The sequence below is a fragment of the Streptomyces sp. NPDC050703 genome (assembly GCF_040654435.1).
Classification (GTDB): domain Bacteria; phylum Actinomycetota; class Actinomycetes; order Streptomycetales; family Streptomycetaceae; genus Streptomyces.
This window is the reverse complement of sequence record NZ_JBFAHX010000021.1, coordinates 88299-104668: the sequence shown is the minus strand read 5'-3', so window position 1 is coordinate 104668 and position 16370 is coordinate 88299. Positions and strand designations below refer to the sequence as shown.

The following is a 16370-nucleotide window of genomic DNA, read 5'->3' as shown; positions in this document are numbered from 1 at the left end:
CGGGCAGGGACGCGAGGGGAGCGCGGGCAAAGACGCGAGGGGAGCGCGGGCAGGGACGCGAGGGGAGCGCGGGCAGACTGGGGATCATGCGCGCCGACCGGCTCCTCGCCCTCCTCCTGCTCCTCCAGAACCGCGGCCGGATGACCGCGCCCGAGCTCGCCGCCGAGCTGGAGGTCTCCGTCAGGACCGTCTACCGCGACGCGGAGGCGCTCGCCGCCTCCGGAGTGCCCGTCTACGCCGAGCGGGGCCCGGCCGGCGGCTTCCGGCTCCTTCACGGCTACCGCACCCGCCTCACGGGGCTCACCGGCGACGAGGCCGACTCCCTCGCCCTCGCGGGGATGCCGGGGGCCGCGTCCGACCTCGGGCTCGGCGCGCAACTCGCGACGGCCCAGCTGAAGTTGGCGGCCGCGCTGCCGTCGGGTCTGGGGGAGCGGTCACGCCGCATCCAGGAGCGCTTCCACCTCGACGCGGCGGCGTGGTTCCGCACCGCCGAACCGGCGCCGCTGCTCGACGTGGTCGCCGACGCCGTGTGGCGACAGCGCGTCCTGAGTGCGCACTACCGCCGGTGGGGCGGCGACGTCCACCGCGAGCTGCACCCGCTGGGGCTCGTGCTGAAGGCGGGCAACTGGTATCTGGCGGCGTCCGTCGACGACCGCGTGCGCACCTACCGGGTCTCGCGGTTCGTCGAGGTCACGGTGGTGGAGAAGCCGTGCGCGCGCCCCGCGGACTTCGACCTCGCGGCGTACTGGGAGGAGGCGTCGCGCGGTCTGGAGGCCCGCGTGCTGCGCGGCACGGCGCGGCTGCGGGTGAGCGGGGCGGGGCTCCGGCTGCTGCCCGCGATGTTCGGCGCGGCGGGCGCGCGGGCCGTCGACGGGGCGGGCGAGCCGCGGGCGGACGGCTGGTCCGAGGTCGACCTGGAGGTGGAGGAGCTGCCGGTCGCCGTGAGCGACATCCTGCGGCTCGGTCTGGAGGCGGAGGTGCTCGGCCCGCCGGAACTCCGCGCCGAGGTGGCGAGGAGCGTCACCGGGCTGGCCCAGCGGTACGCCTGAGCGCCTCCCGTCCGAACGTGCCTGAGCGCGATTGTCAGTGGGGGCCGCTAGCGTCGTGGGGGATGGGGGCGCAGGCGGCACGACCACGGAGGACCCGGTGACGGAGCAGCAGGAGCAGACGGCGGACGACGCGATGATGACGCGTATCGGGCAGGCGGTCATGCTGCATCACGGCGGTGACCGCGAGGAGGCACAGGGCCGCTTCCTCGGGCTGTGGGGGGAGATCGGCGAGGACGGCGACCCGCTGCACCGCTGCACGCTCGCGCACTACATGGCGGACACGCAGGAGGACCCCTCGGCCGAACTGGCGTGGGACCTGCGGGCGTTGTCCGCGGCGGACGAGCTGACGGACCAGCGGCTGAGCGCGCACCACCAGTCACTGGCAGTGCGGGGCCTGTATCCCTCCCTGCACCTGAACCTGGCCGCGGACTACGTGAAGCTGGGCCGTCCCGCGGCGGCCCGCACCCATCTGCGCCGGGCCCGCGGCGCGGCGGGTTCCCTGGCGGACGACGGGTACGGGAACGGCATCAAGGCGGCCCTCGCGAGACTGGAGGGGCAGCTGGGGGAGGGGGGCGAGGAGGAGTGACGCGCCCGCGGCGGTGCGAAGCCGCCGCGTGTCAAGGGCGGTAGGCCTCGCGGCAGATGACGGCCTGGGGGCTGCCGGGGTCCCAGCCTCCGTAGGTCTCACCGAGCGCGCACACGTCCGTACGGGGGACGGCGGGCGCGGACGGAGCGGGGGCGGCCCGCGTGGCTCCGGCGTCAGGACGGGCGGCGGGGGGTCTGCGGACCGGCGGGGGCGCGGGCCGGTCCGGGTGGCGCGGCGGGGCCGAGGGGAGAGCGGCGGGGGCAGGGCGCCGGGGCGAACGGGGGCGGGGTGGCCCCATGCGTTCCAGCACCTCCCTGGCCGGGGACTCCTCGGCCCGGTCCCGGCTGCGTCCCTCGGTACGGGGCGGCGCGGGCGAGGGGGTGGACGGCGGTGCGGTGGCTGCCGGGATGCCGCTGCTGCCGCCCGGCCGCTCGACGCTCACGCAGCCGGAGACGGCGGCCGGCACGGCCACGGAGAGGAGCAGCGCGGCGGCAGCGGTGGTCGTCGATCGATGCATCCGCGTAACTCTTGAGGAGGGGGCGCGTCTTGGGGTCGGAACGGGTGGGGGGTGCCCCGCACGGGTGACGGGGCGGGGTGACGGAGGCGGGGCGGGATGACGGGGGTGGGGCGGGGTGACGGGGGGCGGGGCGAACGGCGAGGGCGCGGTACGCGACCCCCTCGTCGCCGACGGTGTCACGGTCGGCCCCGGACCTCCTCCTGCGGAGCATCACCTCCGTCACCGGCCGGCGTCCGCCGCAACCCCCGTATGCTGCGGGAACGGCGACCGGAGCGCCCGCGAGGACCGTGCGGGCGCCGGACGCGGGGACAGCAGGGCGCCAGATCGGCGACGGGCGGTAGGGAGACAGTGGTGAAGGTCGGCTGCATCGGACTCGGTGACATCGCGCAGAAGGCGTATCTGCCCGTCCTCACCACCCTGCCCGGGGTCGAGCTGCACCTCCAGACGCGTACGCCGGCGACGCTCGCCCGGGTCGCCGCTGCCCACCACATCCCCGACGCGCGCTGCCACACCGACCTCGACGCGCTGCTCGACCAGGGCCTCGACGCCGCGTTCGTGCACGCCCCGACCTCCGTGCACCCGGAGATCGTCGGCCGGCTCATCGAGGCGGGCGTCCCGACGTATGTCGACAAGCCGATAGCGTACGAAATCGCCGACTCGACCCGCCTGGTGCAGCTCGCCGAGGACCGCGGAGTGAGCCTCGCCGTCGGTTTCAACCGCCGTTACGCGCCCGGTTACGCCCAGTGCGCCGACCACCCGCGCGAGCTGATCCTGATGCAGAAGAACCGCGTCGGCCTGCCCGAGGACCCGCGCACCCTCGTGCTCGACGACTTCATCCACGTCGTGGACACCCTGCGGTTCCTCGCGCCGGGCGAGATCGACCACGTGGGGGTGCGCGCCCGGGTCGTGGACGGCCTCATGGAGCACGTGGTGCTGCAGCTCGCGGGCGACGGCTTCACGGCGCTCGGCGTGATGAACCGGCTGAGCGGTTCCACCGAGGAGATCCTTGAGGTCTCGGGGCAGGACACCAAGCGGCAGGTCGTGAACCTCGCCGACGTCATCGACCACAAGGGCCAGCCCAGCGTGCGGCGGCGCGGCGACTGGGTGCCGGTGGCCCGTCAGCGGGGCATCGAGCAGGTCGTCCTCGCCTTCCTCGACGCCGTACGGGCGGGCAAGGTCCTCAGTGCCCGGGATGCGCTGGCGACCCATGAATTGTGTGAGCGCGTCGTCCGTGCGGCTCGGGAGCAGGGCGCCTGAGCGACCGGGCGCACTCGGCGGCACACAGCACGGTGATCACCACGAGCGCCCCGTGCACGGGCCAGTCGCCCCACCTGACGTACGCCGTCGTGCCGGTGGCCAGCGGCACGTCGTAGACCTCGGCGGTGCTCGCCGAGGTGCCGAGCGGGGCGCCCGCGCGGGAGCCGTCGGGGCCGTGGACGGCGGAGACACCGGTCAGCGTGGCGTGCACCATGGGGCGGCCCGTCTCGGCGGCGCGCACCGCGGCGAGGGAGGCGTGCTGTTCGGGCGCCCAGCTGGACTGGAACGACGACGTGGCGGACTGGGCCAGCAGCATCTGCGCCCCGTCGCGGGTCAGCCGACGGCTCATGTCGGGGAACGCCGACTCGAAGCAGACCAGCGGCCCGACGCGCAGACCGGGTCCCGCGTCCATCAGGACCTGGCGGTCGCCGCGCCTGCGGTCCTCACCGGCGGCCTTGCCGACGGAGGTGGCCCAGCCGAGCAGGGAACGCGCCGGTATGTACTCTCCGAACGGCACGAGCCGCATCTTGTCGTAGCGGTCCCCGGTCGGGCCTCCCGGGCCCACGAGCACGGAGCTCTTGAAGATGCCGGGGCGGTCGGAGCGGCGGGCGTCGACGTTGACGAGCAGGTCGGCGCCGACGTCGCGGGAGAGCGCGGCGAGGCGGCGCGCCACGTCGGGGCGGTCGGCCAGGTCGAACCCGACGCTGCTCTCGCCCCACACCACGAGGTCGGGGTCCTGCCCCGCCAGGGCCCGGGTCAGCGCCTCCTGCCGGTCGAGCCGCTTCTCCGGCCCCGAGATGCCGTCGATGACACCGGGCTGCACGACGGCGACACGGACGTGGCCCGCGGCCTCGGGGCGCGGAGCCCAGGCCGAGGCCGCCGCGGTCACGGCGGTGACGGCGGCCACGGCGAGGATGCCCGCGAGGGCGGGGGCGGCGCCCGTGGTCCGCGGGCCCGCGGTGTCCGGCCCCGAGGCCGCGACCTCCGTGCGGGACACCGCCGCACGCGACGCTGCTACCCGGCCCGCCAGGGTCTGCGCCAGCAGCGCGAGGCCCACGTTCAGCACCACGATCAGCGCGCTGACCAGCCAGACCCCGCCCACGGACGCGAGCCGCAGCGCCGGGGTCACCTGCCACTGGCTGGAGCCGAGCAGGCCCCAGGGGCCGCCCAGGTTCTCCCAGGACCGTGCCAGTTCGACCATCAGCCAGCCCGACGGCAGGACCACGAGGGCCGCCGTGGCCCGCCCCGGGGACGGCGCGCCGCCGAGGAAGCGGCGGACCAGCCAGCCCCACGGCGCCCACAGCAGCCCCAGCAGCGCCGCTATGACCACCGTGAAGACGTGCAGGCTGGGCAGCAGCCAGTGGTGTACGGCCACCATGAAGCCCAGGCCGCCGAGACAGCCGTCGAGCATGGCCCGCCGGGCGGTGGGCGCCGTGCGGATCAGCAGGAGCCAGGGGACGAGTGCCCCGTACGCGAACCACCACAGCGACGGCGCGGGGAAGGCGAGGGCGGGCAGCGCGCCGGTCAGGACGGCGATGCCGCCGCGCCACCAGCGCGAGGCCATGGCCCGCCGGGCGGGAGCCCCGAGCCGGCCCCACCGGTCGCCGCCTCCGGTGCCGCCGCCCCGGCCGCCGCCGTCACCGCTCCGGTCACCGTCGCGTTCGCGTTCGCGTTTGCGTTCGCGGTCGCCGTGGCCGTCGCGGTCGCGGTCGCGGTCGCCGAACTGAATCATGCAGCGCCTTCCTCGATCCCGCCGCCCCGGCGGGCGTCCCAGTGTGCGCGTCCTCGGCGATCTAGAACAGGGGGCGGCTGCCCGGCGGCAAGGGGCGGAGGGATCGAGTCACTTCCTGGCGGCGGCCTCGCGGGCGCGTTCGCTGGTCCGGCGCCACTTCTCCTCCACCGCGACCTGCCGGAGCCGCCAGCCGGAGGGTGTCCGCAGGAGGGTGAAGACGTACCGCCCGCCGCACTCGAAGTCGGGCGCCGTGGACGTCGCGGAGCCGTCGCGGTCGGGGAAGCGCATGGGGTTCACATAGTCGGCCTGGACGCGCGCGGTGTCGCCGACGTCCTGGTCGAGGACGCCGAAGTCCAGCTTCCGGTTGACGATGAGATGCTGGCGCATCGGGAACATGCGCATGGTCTCGGCGAGCCAGGCAGCGACCTCGCGGGCGCTCCCCTCGATACCGCCCGCCGAGCTGTAGTCGGCGCGTCCTTGCGCGGCGAAAAGCCGCTCGTAGGCGCTCCAGTCGCCGTCGTCGACGGCCACCGCGTACTCGGTGATGAGGGCATCGATGGCCAACCGGTCGATCACGGCCGCCAGTTCCACGCGCTGCGTCATCGGCTCAGTGTTGGGCACGGGAGGTGCCGAGCCAAGGGGCGTGCAGGAACGCGTCCGCCGGGGGAGCGGTGGCCGGGGTCGGACGAGTGGTGACGGGTGGCCGAGGTCGGGCGAGCGGTGATCGGTGATCGGTGATCGGTGATCGGTGACCGGTGATCGGGGCCGGACGGGTGGTGAACCCGGTGCCGGGGGCCGGCTAGGCGGCCTTGACGATCTCCGCGCGGACCGCCGCCGCCCACTCCGTCACCAGTCGTTCGTACTCGGCGCGCTGCTCGGTGGAGAGGCGGCCGCCGGCGCGCAGCCAGAGGCTGCGGATGCGCTCGTTCAGTTCCGCGGAAGAGCGCACGGAACCATGGGGTGGAGGGGTTAAGGGCATGCGGCAAGCCTAGGCGATGCCTACGACAATCGGAACTGTCAGCTACCGCACACCTCCGCCAGGTGATCGATCGAGGCCGATCCGCCTCCGGTAGCCGCCCTCAAATCGGTATGGAACGGTGGAAAGCGGCTCGGCGGGTGTGACGCATCTCTGCCGAGTACGGAGGGAGCCCGCGTCGAGTCCTACCGAGAGAGGTGGCGAGATGTCGTCGAAGCGACGCCGCAAGAAGAAGGCCCGCCGCAAGCACGCGGCCAACCACGGGAGCCGCCCCCAGTCCTAGTGCGTGTTGCGGAAGTCCCGCCTGTCCGGCCCGGACGCCGCCGGACCCGTCCTCCGGGCGGACGACGCCACTTTCGCAACACGCCCCAGGCGACCGCCGCGGGCCGGCGGGGCGCCACCATGGGCGGCGGCGCGGTGCCGCCGCCCGGGTGGGGCGGTGGCGACCACGCCGGGGTGGCGCCCGGGGGCGGAGGGGTGTCCGTAGCCGCAGAGTGGTGCGCGATGCCGGGTGGCGCCCGCGTGTGCGCGCACGCGCCCCCTGCCGACAGGTGGTCGAGCCCCTCGGGAGCGTCACGGCGTCTTCACCATCCCCCCACATGGCGCATGATGACTCTTTCGGCACAGCACAGCACATGCGCAATCCCAGGGGGGATCATGCACACCCGTACCATCGCCACCGCGCTCATCGTGGGCAGCAGCCTGCTCGCGCTCACCGGCTGCGGCCCGGACAACGCTTCAAACTCCGGTACGAGCACCACCACAGACAAGCCCGCCGCCGCCCACACGGCGGACGAAGAGGCGGCGGGCGAGAAGGCGGCGGACGGGAAGGCGACGGACGCGAAGGACGAGACCGCCGCGCTGCCCGACATGACGGGCAAGGGGCTGCAGTCCGCGCAGGACCAGGCGCAGGCGGCCGGCTTCTACGGCCTCACCTCGCACGACGCGCTCGGCCGCGACCGCATGCAGGCCTTCGACCGGAACTGGAAGGTCTGCTCGCAGACCCCGAAGGCCGGTGACCACCCGACCGACACCAAGGTCGACTTCGCCACGGTCAAGCTGGAGGAGACCTGCCCGGCCAAGGACGCCGGCGCGGAGCAGCCGCAGGCCGCGGGGGCGAAGATGCCCGACTTCAAGGGCAAGGCCGTCAAGGTCGCCCGTGGCGCCCTCGACTCCGGCACCAGCATCACGGTGAAGGACGCGTCGGGGCAGGACCGGTTCATCCTCATGGAGTCGAACTGGCAGGTGTGCGGCCAGGAGCCAGCCGCGGGCGCGAAGCTCGACGGGCGGCCCGTGACGCTCAGTGCGGTGAAGTTCGAGGAGTCCTGCTGACGTGAGCGAGGAGTCCTGCTGACGTGTGCGAGGAGTCCTGCTGACGTGAGGGCGGTATAGGACACTTGTGCGCGCAACGTCACCGCCGGGCGGCACCACCGCCTCCGGGCAGGGAGGGACGGCGACCGGTGGTGGCAGCGCCTCCGACTACAGCCCGGAGGGGGCGTGGGATCACATGGCGGATCTGTACGGCGATTGGGCGGAGCTGGCGGCGGCGGAGGTCGAGGGCGTCGACTACCAGATCCGCTTCGCCGACCCGGCGGGGGCGTCCCTGGCGTCCATCGCCATCCACGGCGGCGGCATCGAGGCGGGGTCCGGTGAAATGGCCCGTGAGGTCGCCGGGACGTGGATGCGGTACTACGAACTCGACGGAATGAAGTCCTCCGGCAACCGCGACCTGCACATCACGTCGACGCGCTACGACGAGCCCCGCGCCCTCGCGCTGGTGACGACGGCCCGCGGCTGCCTGTCCTTCCACGGCTACCAGGACGACGACAACCTGCTGTCCATGACCGCGATCGGCGGCCTGGACACGGCGTTGGCCGCCCGCGTGACCGCCGGACTGCGGGCAGCCGGCTTCACGGTGTCCGCCGCCGCGGGCGACATCGCGGGCACCGACCCGGCCAACATCTGCAACAGGACGCTGCCGGGCGCGGGCGTACAGCTGGAGATGAGCCAGGCGCTGCGCCGCAGCTTCTTCCCCGGCGGGGACCTCACCCGAGCGGCGCGCGAGTCGGGCGCCCGCACGCAGGACTTCTTCCGCTACGCCGCGGCGCTACGAACGGCCTGCGCCGGCTCCGCCCCGGTCCCGGCCCCGTCCTCCCCGGGACTCAGCCCGCCGACTCGCCCGCGTGCGGGCTCAGTACGCCCATGCTGACCAGCACGATCAGGACGAGGCCCAGCGGGACCCGGGAGCAGACGAACGGCATGAAGTCCGGGCACGGTGAAGCCGGAGGAGGCGTGGGAGATCCTGGTGGCGGCCTCCCAGTACGCCGATGCCAAACTGCGGTTCGTCGCCGAGGCGATCACCTCGGCCGCGACCGGGGAGCCGATGCCGGAACTGCTGCAGAACCCGTATGTGAACCCTGCTACGGGGCTCCCGAGGCTGGTACACCGAAGCTGTCGGCGTGCACGCGGCTGATCCACGTCTTCAGCCCGTGGCTGGTCAGGACTTCGCGGATCGGCTCGACTCCGAACAGCTGCCGGCGGGCGTCGACGAACGATCTCCGCGGCCTCCTCCGCAGTCACACCGGGCCGCTCACCGCGGCCCACTCGGTCTCGTCGGTCAGGGTGTGTGGACGGGGCGGGGGATCTCGTGCCGGGCGTCGAACCGCAGGCCGGGGCAGACGACTCTCACCACGGCCAGTTCGTCCCGGTCGGCGAGGCGGACGGCGAGGGGGCCGTGGCCCGTGGCCCGTGAGATCCGCTCCGTCAGCCATGTGAGTTCGGCGGTGACGTCGTCGAATCCGATGCGGTACGAGGACACGGCATCTGGACAGGTGACCAGATCCGGTGGCGCACACGGGCGGTTCCGCGGGTCGTCATGGTAGAGGGCGGGCAGGTCGTCCCTGGTACCGGTGATGAAGGTCAGCCGGCTCTGGGCCGCCTCCGTGATCGCCCTCGACAGAGCTACGTCCGGCGAGGAGTGGGCGCCCGAACCGGCGGACCACACCGGGAAGTCCTCGCTCCAGACGTACGCGACGAAGCACGGCACCTGCCAGCGGTTGGGGACGAGGGCGATCTCCAGATAGACCGCCGCCTCGTCGAAGAGCCGGACCAGCCGGTCGCTCACCCCTCCCGCGACGGAGCCGGGTTCGATGGTCAGGCGGCAGTCGTGACCGCTGTCGTCGAGCTGGGTCAGACAGTCGCGCTCGACGACCTCGTACAGGGCGTGCAGTAGGGCCTCAGCCTGCGTGTTGCCGGACCCCAGACCATTGCTCGACGCCTGAAGGCCCGGCGGACGCCAGGGCCGATCCGCCTCCAGGTTGAGGCGTACGGCGTCCAGCGGCAGTGGAACGGGGGAGCCGCTGAGCAGGTCGACGGCCCGCACCCAGGACAGCTCCCGCCGGGCGTCGGCCATGCTTCCCGGCTCGTGGGCGAGGTCCATCAGGTCGTACGGCAGGTCGAGACGCCGCGCGGGGGCGATCCCGATATCGGGGTCGGGGACGGCCCGCTCCGCGTACCAGAGCTCAATGCTCTCCATGGCGGCCGAGATCTTCGCCAGCAGCGCGGACTGCCCCTTGCCCTGGGAGACGGCCAGCGTCTTCGACAGGGGGCGTACGGCCATGGCGACCGGCAGGCCGAGGGTGTCGAGGCCGGTGACGTCTGCGACGCGCGTAATGCCGTACTCGGACAGCAGGGGCCGTACCGCCTCCCAGGTCTCCTCCGGAGAACGTACGCGGTGGGTGCCCTCGGTGAAGACCTTGCGTGTGGCGGATGTCGCTGCGTGGGTGGTCGTCACCGGGCGGTCCTCTCTTTTGGAGGCGGGTCGTTGAGCAGTTGGCGGGCCGCGTCCACAGCGTGGCGGATGCTGGGAAAGCCACGGTCCCGGGCTGCCGCCAGCAGCGCGTCGTTCTCTTCGGGCACACCCCAGACACCGCTCAAGTAGGCGCGCACCCGCCGCCCCTGGGCCGGTCGGCTCGTGTGCGCGGAGGGCGGGCGCTCCTGCACGGCCGGGCCTCGTCCGTGCAGGAGTGCCCGCAGCCGGTCGGCCTCCGCGGCCCGCGCGAGGGGTGGGGCGGCCGACCGTACGTGGGCGACGGCGTGGGCCCGGTCATCGTCCAAGGCGTGGGCCTCCTGAGGGGTCAGCCACTGCGCCATCTGCTCCTTCGTGAGGCGACCCGGGCAGGCGTCCTTGGCGGTGGCGATCCAGTTTCGGACGTACGCGGCCCAGCGGGCGGGAAAGCCGGGGTCATGGAGGCGCTGTTCACGCAGGACGGCCCCCAGGGTGCCCGGGTGGGCTCCGTCCGGGTCGGCGGGGAGGTACTCGACGATCGCCTCGTCCAGGAAGGTGGTCCGCCACCCCTCGTCCGCCGCCCAGGACGCGGTGGCCGGCGCTGTCCCGGTGAGGGCTCCCGCGTGGTCGAGGCAGCGCAGCGCGTCGGAAGCCTTCAGGCTGTGGAGGAGCGGGTCACCGGCGACGGTACGTGCGGCTTCCTCGGTCTGCGCGAGCAACTCGGGGCGCTCCCGGGCGAGATGGTGCTTGATGGCGGCCCAGGAGCGCGCGGTGTACGGGAGTGCGCCCGCCACCTCCAGGACGCGCGCCGCCGCCTCCCCGGTCAGGACGCCGCTGTGGGTGAGCTCGGTGACCTGGTGGCGGACGTCGACGAGGGCGAGGGTGAGGGCCCGGTGGGGCGGGTCCTCCGTTTGGGCGACCGCGACGTCGGCGTCCGAGTCGATGACGCCGTCGCGGTACTGGCGGAAGATCTCGCCCACGCCGACCATGCCGTACGCCTCAAGCTCGGCGGCCCGCAGGGCGCCGATGCTGGCCGCGCCGAGAACGACGGTCCCCCGGGCGAGGACCCAGAGGAGCTCCTTGTGCCGCAGCGGCAGGCTGTGATGGTACCGCCCGTCGATGACGACGGCGATGTCACCGGGTGCCGGATCGAGGCGGATGAGGTCGCCGTGGCCGGCTGGGCCGTGCACCACGGCTGCGGGGAGCCGGTCACGGACGACGTCGACGGGCACCGTCGGCCCGACGAAGACATGAATGGTCACTGATCCGGACTCCTCACCGGTCGTGGCTGGGGGACGCCGCCGAAACCTTCCGTCAGCCGGTCGCGAACCGACGGGGAGACATCTGTTCGCGCGACCTGCCGGAGGGCGACTGTGTGCGCGCCCACCGGTCGGCGGAGTCACATACCTCTTCGCGACCCTCTTCCAGCAGCCGGTGCGGGGCTGGACGCGGGCGAGCGCGACGCCATTGGTGTCGACCATGCTGACGGTTCTGTCGCCGCCGCCGCGCCCGAACGCCTCCCACCAGTCCTGGGCCATCGGTCCCAGGTGCCGGACTTCGGCCGCGTCGCGGTGGGGCCAGGTGCTCACCGGCAACTCGTCGACCGTGCGCAGCCCCTCGAAGCTGTTGAGGGGCGAGCAGCCGACGCCCAGCGGCGCGTGTTCAGAAACGGTTCTGCGGTGCGTCTCGTCGGCGCACCGCAGACCCTTCGGCGTTCGTTACCACTCGACCGCCACGACGTCCGTCTTCATCGCAGGCCGGCAGCGGCCCTCGGCCCAGGCGGATCGTCGTCGTCACCCGACTGTTCGCGCGACTCGGGTCGCTCCTTCGTCGGGTCCTGCTTCTTCCGCCCGGCGGACTGTGCCGAACGGCTCCTTCCCTCCTCGGGGAACTCCTCCGCGTGGATCTCCTCAGGCTTGTCAGCCATGACCTCCGCCTCCTTGCACGTCGATGCCTCAGCATGTGTGCTGAGTAGTGGAGACATTACGCACGATTACGGGATGTTTCTACTTATATCGGTCATCGCCCCTCGCCCAGGCAGGGAGGGAGGAACGCTCGTGGCTCAAGGCTGGTGACCTGGACAGCCTTGGCGATCGTGGTGGGCATGGTCGTCACCTCCTGGGGACTCATCGGGGCGGTTGCCGTTTGTCGGCGGTTCGGCTACTTGGCGCCGAGACCGGCGTCGTCGACCTCGTCCTTGCCCTCGGCCTTGAGGACCTTGTTGAGCGGTGCGAGGTCGTAGATGCCCTTCAGGTCGGGCTTCTCCAGCAGCCCGGCCTTCACCGCGTGCTCCGCTTGGGTGTTGAGGGTGGAGGCCAGCGGGTCGTCGAGGAAGGTGATGGACTTCCAGGCCGGGTCGACGACCTCGGCGGGCAGGGCCTTGCCTGTCTCCGCCTTCAGTGCCGCGTTGGCGGACGCCTTCGCCTTCTCCGGGTTGGCGTTGATCCACTCGTTGGTCTTCACCGAGCCGCGCAGCACGGCCTCGACGACGTCCGGGTGGTCCTTGAGGAAGCTCTGCGACACGATGATGTTCGTGATCACGAACTTCTTGTCGGGCCACAGGTCGGCCTCGTCGAGGAGCACCTTCGCGCCCTCGGCGACCAGCTTCGACGCGGTCGGCTCCGGCACCCAGGCGCCGTCGAGGGAACCGGACTTGTAGGCGTCCGGGGTGATCTTGTTGTCCGTGCGGACGACGGAGACGTCGCCCTTGCCGCTCTCCGCGTCGACCGTCCAGCCCTTGTCCGCGATCCAGTTGAGGAACGCGACGTCCTGGGTGTTGCCGAGCTGCGGCGTGGCGATCTTCTTGCCCTTGACGTCGTCCAGGGACTTGATCTTCTTCGGGTCGACGACGAGCTTCACGCCACCGGAGGCGGAACCGCTGATGATGCGCAGGTTCTTGCCGCCCGACTTGGTGTAGCCGTTGATGGCGGGGGAGGGGCCGATCCAGCCGATGTCGATGGAGCCGGCGTTGAGGGCCTCGATCTCGGAAGGGCCTGCGTTGAAGGTCGAGGCTTTGATCTTGGTGCCGCCCAGCTCCTTCTGGAGCAGGCCCTCCTGGACGCCCACCAGGGCCGTGGCGTGGGTGAGGTTGGGGAAGTAGCCGATCTTCACCTCGTCGGCGGAGAGCTTCTTGGCGTCCGCCGCGACCTCGGTCCGCTTGCCGTCGTCGGTGGCGTCGGAACCGTAGCCGCAGGCGGTGAGCAGAAGGGGGAGCGCTGCTACGACGGCGATGGTGCGCAGGGTGGTGAGCGGTCTTGCGGCAGACACGGAGGTGTCCTCTCGGGGAATGGGTTGGTCAGGGAGATGCGAAAGCGTGAGGCGCACAGCTCATGGGGCATGCGCCCGCGCTTCGCTCGGCGGTCCTCGGCGGCGGGAATGCCGTCACGGGGCCGGGAGCGGAGCTGTGCGGGGATGGGCGGGCGCGGATGACGCTGCCGACCGGAGGATCTTCTGTCGGCGGTCTCAGGCGGGCCGACAGAGGGCGCTGGACGTGCGGCCGAGGTCGATGTGGCAGCGCGAGGTCAGCAGGGGGAGCGGCAAGTCTGCGCGGTTGTGCGTTCGCATGGCCCCCCACAGATCCACAGATCCCTAGTTTTCCTACCTGGCTGATAGGGATCGTGGCAGAAGGCGGTGTTCACCCCAAGGGGGTGTTCATATGGTGGACGCGACTATCTCGCTTTTTGGAATCCACCTTGCTTGTTTCTTGGAATCCTTGGTCGACGGCCCAGCGTGTCAGGGGTTCACCCAGGCTTTGGGGGCGTCGGTCAGGGCGGTTACGTAAGTGGGCAGTTGGGCCGATGCGACGTCGGCGAGCGACACGCCCTCAAGGATCTCGCGCACGTTGGACCGCAACGCGATCCACAAGGGGAGCAGTGACTCGGCGGGGCCGGTGTAGGACAACTCGGGCGGGCGGACACCGCGTACCGAGACCAGGGGTCCCTCCACGACGCGGATGACGTCGGCGATGCTGATGGACTCGGCGGGCTTGGCCAGCCGGTAGCCGCCGTTGCCGCCGCGCCGGCTGATCACGAGCCCGCCCCGGCGCATGTCGTTCAGGATGCCTTCGAGGAACTTGTGCGGGATGTCCTGGGCGTCGGCGATGGCCTCGGCCTTCAGTGGCCCGTCATCGCGTGACGCGGCGAGTTGCAGTGCGGCACGTACCGCGTAGTCCGCTCTGGCTGAGATCCGCATGCGTCCATTGTCCCGTATGGCTTCGGCCGGCATCCGCTACCCGCGGGCCGCCGGGCGGGAGCGGATACCCCTGCCCGGCGGGGCGTCGCCCGCGACGGTCACCCGGCGTCCAGTGCGCCTCCCGCGCGGCGGGTTCCGGGGGGACGTACCAGACGCCGGTTCCGGCGGAGGCGGCGGGGCCACCGCCGCCGGCCACCAGGACGTCCGTGGTGAGGTCGAGACCGGTCATACGGCCGCTTCCTCTCCCGCGGCGGCCGGTGCCAGCCGGTTGGCGGGGCGGGCCAGGCCGTAGTTCTCGCGCAGGGTGCGGCCGGTGTACTCGGTACGAAACAGCCCCCGCCGCTGCAGGATCGGTACGACGTGGTCGACGAAGTCCTCCAGACCGCCCGGCAGATGGGGCGGCATGATGTTGAAGCCGTCGGCGGCACCCTCGGTGAACCACTCCTCGATCTCGTCCGCTGTCTGCTCCGGCGTACCGGCGAAGACACGGTGACCACGTCCGGCACCGAGGCGGGCGATGAGCTGGCGCAGGGTGAGGCCGTCGCGGCGGGCGAGTTCGGCGACGAGGGTGAAGCGGCTCTTGTTGCCGTTGATGTCCCGTTCTCCGGGCAGCTCGGGCAGCGGCCCGTCCAGCGGCAGTCCGGTCAGGTCGGTGCCGAGCATCCCGGAGAGCTGGGCGAGCCCGTACTCCGGAACCTGGAGGTTCGTCAGCTCCTGTTCCAGTGCGCGAGCTTCGGCCTCCGTGGAGCCGATGACGGGCGCGATGCCGGGGAGCACCAGCAATTGGTGTCCGGAGCGGCCGTACCGGGCGAGCCGGGACTTGAGGTCCTTGTAGAAGGTCTGGCCGTCGGCGAGGGTCTGCTGGGCGGTGAAGACGGCTTCGGCGTACCGGGCGGCGAACTCCTTGCCGTCCTCCGACGAACCGGCCTGCACCAGCAGCGGGTGTCCTTGCGGGCTGCGCGGTACGTTCAGGGGGCCCTGCACCCCGAAGTATGCACCGCGGTGGTTGATCTCCCGCACCTTGTCGGTGTCGGCGTACACACCGCTCTCCCGATCGAGGAGGATCGCGTCGTCCTCCCAGCTGTCCCACAGCTTGGTGGCGACCTCGACGAACTCCCGCGCCCGCTCGTAGCGCAGCCCGTGCTCCAGGTGTTCGTCCTGCCCGAAGTTGCGGGCCTCGTTCACGGTGCCGGAGGTGACGATGTTCCAGCCGGCCCGGCCCCCGCTGATGTGGTCCAGGGAGGCGAACTTGCGGGCGGTGTGGAAGGGCTCGTTGAAGGTGGTGGACACAGTGGCGATCAGGCCGACGTGCTCGGTGACCGCCGCCAGCGCGGACAGCAGGGTGAGCGGTTCGAAGCCGCCGAGGGCGTTGTGCCGGACCTTGCCCCACAGGGCGAGACCGTCGGCGAGGAAGACGGAGTCGAGCAGGCCGCGCTCGGCGGTCTGCGCGAGGTGCTGGAAGTAGCGCAGGTCGGTGACGCGTTCGGGCTGGGTGCGCGGGTGCCGCCAGGCGGCGTCGTGGTGGCCCGCGTTCATGAGGAAGGCGTTGAGATGCAGCTGACGGGGTCTGGGCGCGGTCATGGGGTTCCTCGGATCGGGGGCAGCGAGACGAGCGGGTGACAGGGGAAGGGCGGAGGAGAGGGGGAGGAGAGGGCGGAGGCGGGTCAGTTGCCGGCGGGTACGCGCCAGGAGCTGAGCCGCCGTTCCACGGTCACCAGGAGCTGGTTGAAGATCACGCCGATGGCGGAGACCGTGATGATGCCCGCGTACATCCGCGGGATCGCGAAGGTGAACTGCGAGGCGTTGCATCTCAGTGTCCTGGTCCGGTCCTTGGCTGCCGGTGTTCCGGACGCGGCCGTGCCGCAGCTCACCGACACCGCCGAAAGACCGAGAAGGGTGAGGAAGTGACGTCGGGCCGACGCCGTAACGGCCATGGCAGGCTCCTGTTCGGGAAACGGGAAACGGGAAACGGGAAACGGGGAGAGGAAAGGGCAGGCGTCGAACGGCGGAGAAGCGGCCTCAGCAGAAATGGCCATGGCGAGGGCCGACGTCTGTTGAAAAGGCAGAGGCAGCAGCTTGCGTAGAAGCCGACCGTGATAGGGAGCGAAGGGGAGCTGCGCCTGTCAGTGAGTACGGCGACCGGCGGCACAGATGGCGCTGGCCTGACGTCGCAGATCGACGTGCAGGCGCGCGGCGAGGGTCTCGGACTTGCTCACAGCCACGAAAGTCGCAGCGAAATCCAGCCAGGTCAATATCGCTTGCGTATGCGCCTTAT

The 16370-nt window shown here is 71.9% G+C and carries 18 protein-coding genes and 2 pseudogenes; 6 read left to right on the top strand and 14 right to left on the bottom strand.

What is annotated here, in order from left to right; all coding sequences use genetic code 11:
• Nucleotides 1-86: 86 nt before the first annotated feature.
• Together AB0I16_RS20620 and AB0I16_RS20615 are read left to right on the top strand one after the other, a co-directional pair.
• Nucleotides 87-1049 carry a WYL domain-containing protein gene (locus AB0I16_RS20620; RefSeq protein WP_363250883.1) on the top strand — a complete coding sequence of 321 codons (963 nt, stop codon included), beginning with the start codon at nt 87-89 and terminating at the stop codon, nt 1047-1049.
• A 97-nt stretch (nt 1050-1146) separates the two neighbouring features.
• Complete coding sequence (locus AB0I16_RS20615; protein ID WP_363250882.1) at nt 1147-1635, top strand: hypothetical protein; 489 nt, start codon at nt 1147-1149, stop codon at nt 1633-1635.
• Between the two features lie 31 nt (nt 1636-1666).
• On the opposite strand, the gene AB0I16_RS20610 is transcribed toward AB0I16_RS20615, so the two are convergent.
• Nucleotides 1667-2152, bottom strand: coding sequence for a hypothetical protein (locus AB0I16_RS20610; RefSeq protein ID WP_363250881.1), 486 nt, complete (start codon nt 2150-2152; stop codon nt 1667-1669).
• A 351-nt stretch (nt 2153-2503) separates the two neighbouring features.
• Between AB0I16_RS20610 and AB0I16_RS20605 the strand changes: the two genes are divergently transcribed.
• Nucleotides 2504-3409 carry a Gfo/Idh/MocA family oxidoreductase gene (locus AB0I16_RS20605; RefSeq protein WP_363250880.1) on the top strand — a complete coding sequence of 302 codons (906 nt, stop codon included), beginning with the start codon at nt 2504-2506 and terminating at the stop codon, nt 3407-3409.
• Here AB0I16_RS20605 and lnt read toward each other — a convergent pair.
• The 3 genes from lnt to AB0I16_RS20590 form a co-directional block, all read right to left on the bottom strand.
• Nucleotides 3333-4973 carry an apolipoprotein N-acyltransferase gene (lnt, locus tag AB0I16_RS20600; protein WP_363250921.1) on the bottom strand — a complete coding sequence of 547 codons (1641 nt, stop codon included), beginning with the start codon at nt 4971-4973 and terminating at the stop codon, nt 3333-3335. The two genes, AB0I16_RS20605 and lnt, sit on opposite strands and share 77 nt — an antisense overlap.
• A 276-nt stretch (nt 4974-5249) precedes the next feature.
• A complete protein-coding gene (locus tag AB0I16_RS20595) occupies nt 5250-5744 on the bottom strand; it encodes a nuclear transport factor 2 family protein (protein WP_363250879.1) in 495 nt (164 codons plus the stop codon).
• A gap of 196 nt (nt 5745-5940) precedes the next feature.
• Complete coding sequence (locus AB0I16_RS20590; protein ID WP_363250878.1) at nt 5941-6120, bottom strand: hypothetical protein; 180 nt, start codon at nt 6118-6120, stop codon at nt 5941-5943.
• A 654-nt stretch (nt 6121-6774) separates the two neighbouring features.
• Between AB0I16_RS20590 and AB0I16_RS20585 the strand changes: the two genes are divergently transcribed.
• Nucleotides 6775-7449 (top strand): hypothetical protein, encoded by a 675-nt coding sequence (locus tag AB0I16_RS20585; protein WP_363250877.1) that lies wholly within the window; start codon nt 6775-6777, stop codon nt 7447-7449.
• A 175-nt stretch (nt 7450-7624) separates the two neighbouring features.
• Nucleotides 7625-8326 (top strand): poly-gamma-glutamate hydrolase family protein, encoded by a 702-nt coding sequence (locus AB0I16_RS20580; RefSeq protein WP_363250876.1) that lies wholly within the window; start codon nt 7625-7627, stop codon nt 8324-8326.
• On the opposite strand, the pseudogene AB0I16_RS20575 reads toward AB0I16_RS20580, so the two are convergent.
• A pseudogene (locus AB0I16_RS20575) lies at nt 8280-8381 on the bottom strand (undecaprenyl-diphosphatase); the annotation flags it as partial. The gene AB0I16_RS20580 and the pseudogene AB0I16_RS20575 overlap by 47 nt on opposite strands.
• 11 nt (nt 8382-8392) lie before the next feature.
• Between AB0I16_RS20575 and AB0I16_RS20570 the strand changes: the two are divergent.
• Nucleotides 8393-8590, top strand: coding sequence for a hypothetical protein (locus AB0I16_RS20570; protein WP_363250875.1), 198 nt, complete (start codon nt 8393-8395; stop codon nt 8588-8590).
• Between the two features lie 144 nt (nt 8591-8734).
• On the opposite strand, the gene AB0I16_RS20565 is transcribed toward AB0I16_RS20570, so the two are convergent.
• From AB0I16_RS20565 to AB0I16_RS20525, 9 genes and pseudogenes are all read right to left on the bottom strand, one after another.
• The gene (locus AB0I16_RS20565) at nt 8735-9910 is read right to left on the bottom strand and encodes a YcaO-like family protein (protein ID WP_363250874.1); all 1176 of its coding nucleotides are present in this window, start codon (nt 9908-9910) and stop codon (nt 8735-8737) included.
• A complete protein-coding gene (locus tag AB0I16_RS20560; RefSeq protein ID WP_363250873.1) occupies nt 9907-11166 on the bottom strand; it encodes a TfuA-like protein in 1260 nt (419 codons plus the stop codon). The genes AB0I16_RS20565 and AB0I16_RS20560 overlap by 4 nt, the downstream gene beginning before the upstream one ends.
• Nucleotides 11167-11651: 485 nt before the next feature.
• The gene (locus tag AB0I16_RS20555; RefSeq protein WP_363250872.1) at nt 11652-11831 is read right to left on the bottom strand and encodes a hypothetical protein; all 180 of its coding nucleotides are present in this window, start codon (nt 11829-11831) and stop codon (nt 11652-11654) included.
• A gap of 233 nt (nt 11832-12064) precedes the next feature.
• Nucleotides 12065-13171 (bottom strand): aliphatic sulfonate ABC transporter substrate-binding protein, encoded by a 1107-nt coding sequence (locus AB0I16_RS20550; protein WP_363250871.1) that lies wholly within the window; start codon nt 13169-13171, stop codon nt 12065-12067.
• 195 nt (nt 13172-13366) lie between these two features.
• Complete coding sequence (locus AB0I16_RS20545) at nt 13367-13468, bottom strand: putative leader peptide (protein WP_363250870.1); 102 nt, start codon at nt 13466-13468, stop codon at nt 13367-13369.
• 168 nt (nt 13469-13636) lie between these two features.
• The gene (locus AB0I16_RS20540) at nt 13637-14095 is read right to left on the bottom strand and encodes an Rrf2 family transcriptional regulator (RefSeq protein ID WP_363250869.1); all 459 of its coding nucleotides are present in this window, start codon (nt 14093-14095) and stop codon (nt 13637-13639) included.
• Between the two features lie 225 nt (nt 14096-14320).
• The gene (locus AB0I16_RS20535; protein ID WP_363250868.1) at nt 14321-15676 is read right to left on the bottom strand and encodes an LLM class flavin-dependent oxidoreductase; all 1356 of its coding nucleotides are present in this window, start codon (nt 15674-15676) and stop codon (nt 14321-14323) included.
• 83 nt (nt 15677-15759) lie between these two features.
• Nucleotides 15760-15900: pseudogene (locus AB0I16_RS20530) on the bottom strand (ABC transporter permease); the annotation flags it as partial.
• A 318-nt stretch (nt 15901-16218) separates the two neighbouring features.
• Nucleotides 16219-16311, bottom strand: a complete 93-nt coding sequence (locus AB0I16_RS20525; protein ID WP_363250920.1) for a putative leader peptide — start codon at nt 16309-16311, stop codon at nt 16219-16221.
• Nucleotides 16312-16370: the final 59 nt, after the last annotated feature.

Coding starts and splice junctions, on each gene's coding strand:
- AB0I16_RS20580 (WP_363250876.1), top strand. CDS start 7,625: ATGGCGGATCTGTACGGCGATTGGGCGGAGCTGGCGGCGGCGGAGGTC.
- AB0I16_RS20590 (WP_363250878.1), bottom strand. CDS start 6,120: ATGCCCTTAACCCCTCCACCCCATGGTTCCGTGCGCTCTTCCGCGGAA.
- AB0I16_RS20585 (WP_363250877.1), top strand. CDS start 6,775: ATGCACACCCGTACCATCGCCACCGCGCTCATCGTGGGCAGCAGCCTG.
- lnt (WP_363250921.1), bottom strand. CDS start 4,973: ATGGCCTCGCGCTGGTGGCGCGGCGGCATCGCCGTCCTGACCGGCGCG.
- AB0I16_RS20595 (WP_363250879.1), bottom strand. CDS start 5,744: ATGACGCAGCGCGTGGAACTGGCGGCCGTGATCGACCGGTTGGCCATC.
- AB0I16_RS20555 (WP_363250872.1), bottom strand. CDS start 11,831: ATGGCTGACAAGCCTGAGGAGATCCACGCGGAGGAGTTCCCCGAGGAG.
- AB0I16_RS20535 (WP_363250868.1), bottom strand. CDS start 15,676: ATGACCGCGCCCAGACCCCGTCAGCTGCATCTCAACGCCTTCCTCATG.
- AB0I16_RS20540 (WP_363250869.1), bottom strand. CDS start 14,095: ATGCGGATCTCAGCCAGAGCGGACTACGCGGTACGTGCCGCACTGCAA.
- AB0I16_RS20545 (WP_363250870.1), bottom strand. CDS start 13,468: ATGCGAACGCACAACCGCGCAGACTTGCCGCTCCCCCTGCTGACCTCG.
- AB0I16_RS20620 (WP_363250883.1), top strand. CDS start 87: ATGCGCGCCGACCGGCTCCTCGCCCTCCTCCTGCTCCTCCAGAACCGC.
- AB0I16_RS20610 (WP_363250881.1), bottom strand. CDS start 2,152: ATGCATCGATCGACGACCACCGCTGCCGCCGCGCTGCTCCTCTCCGTG.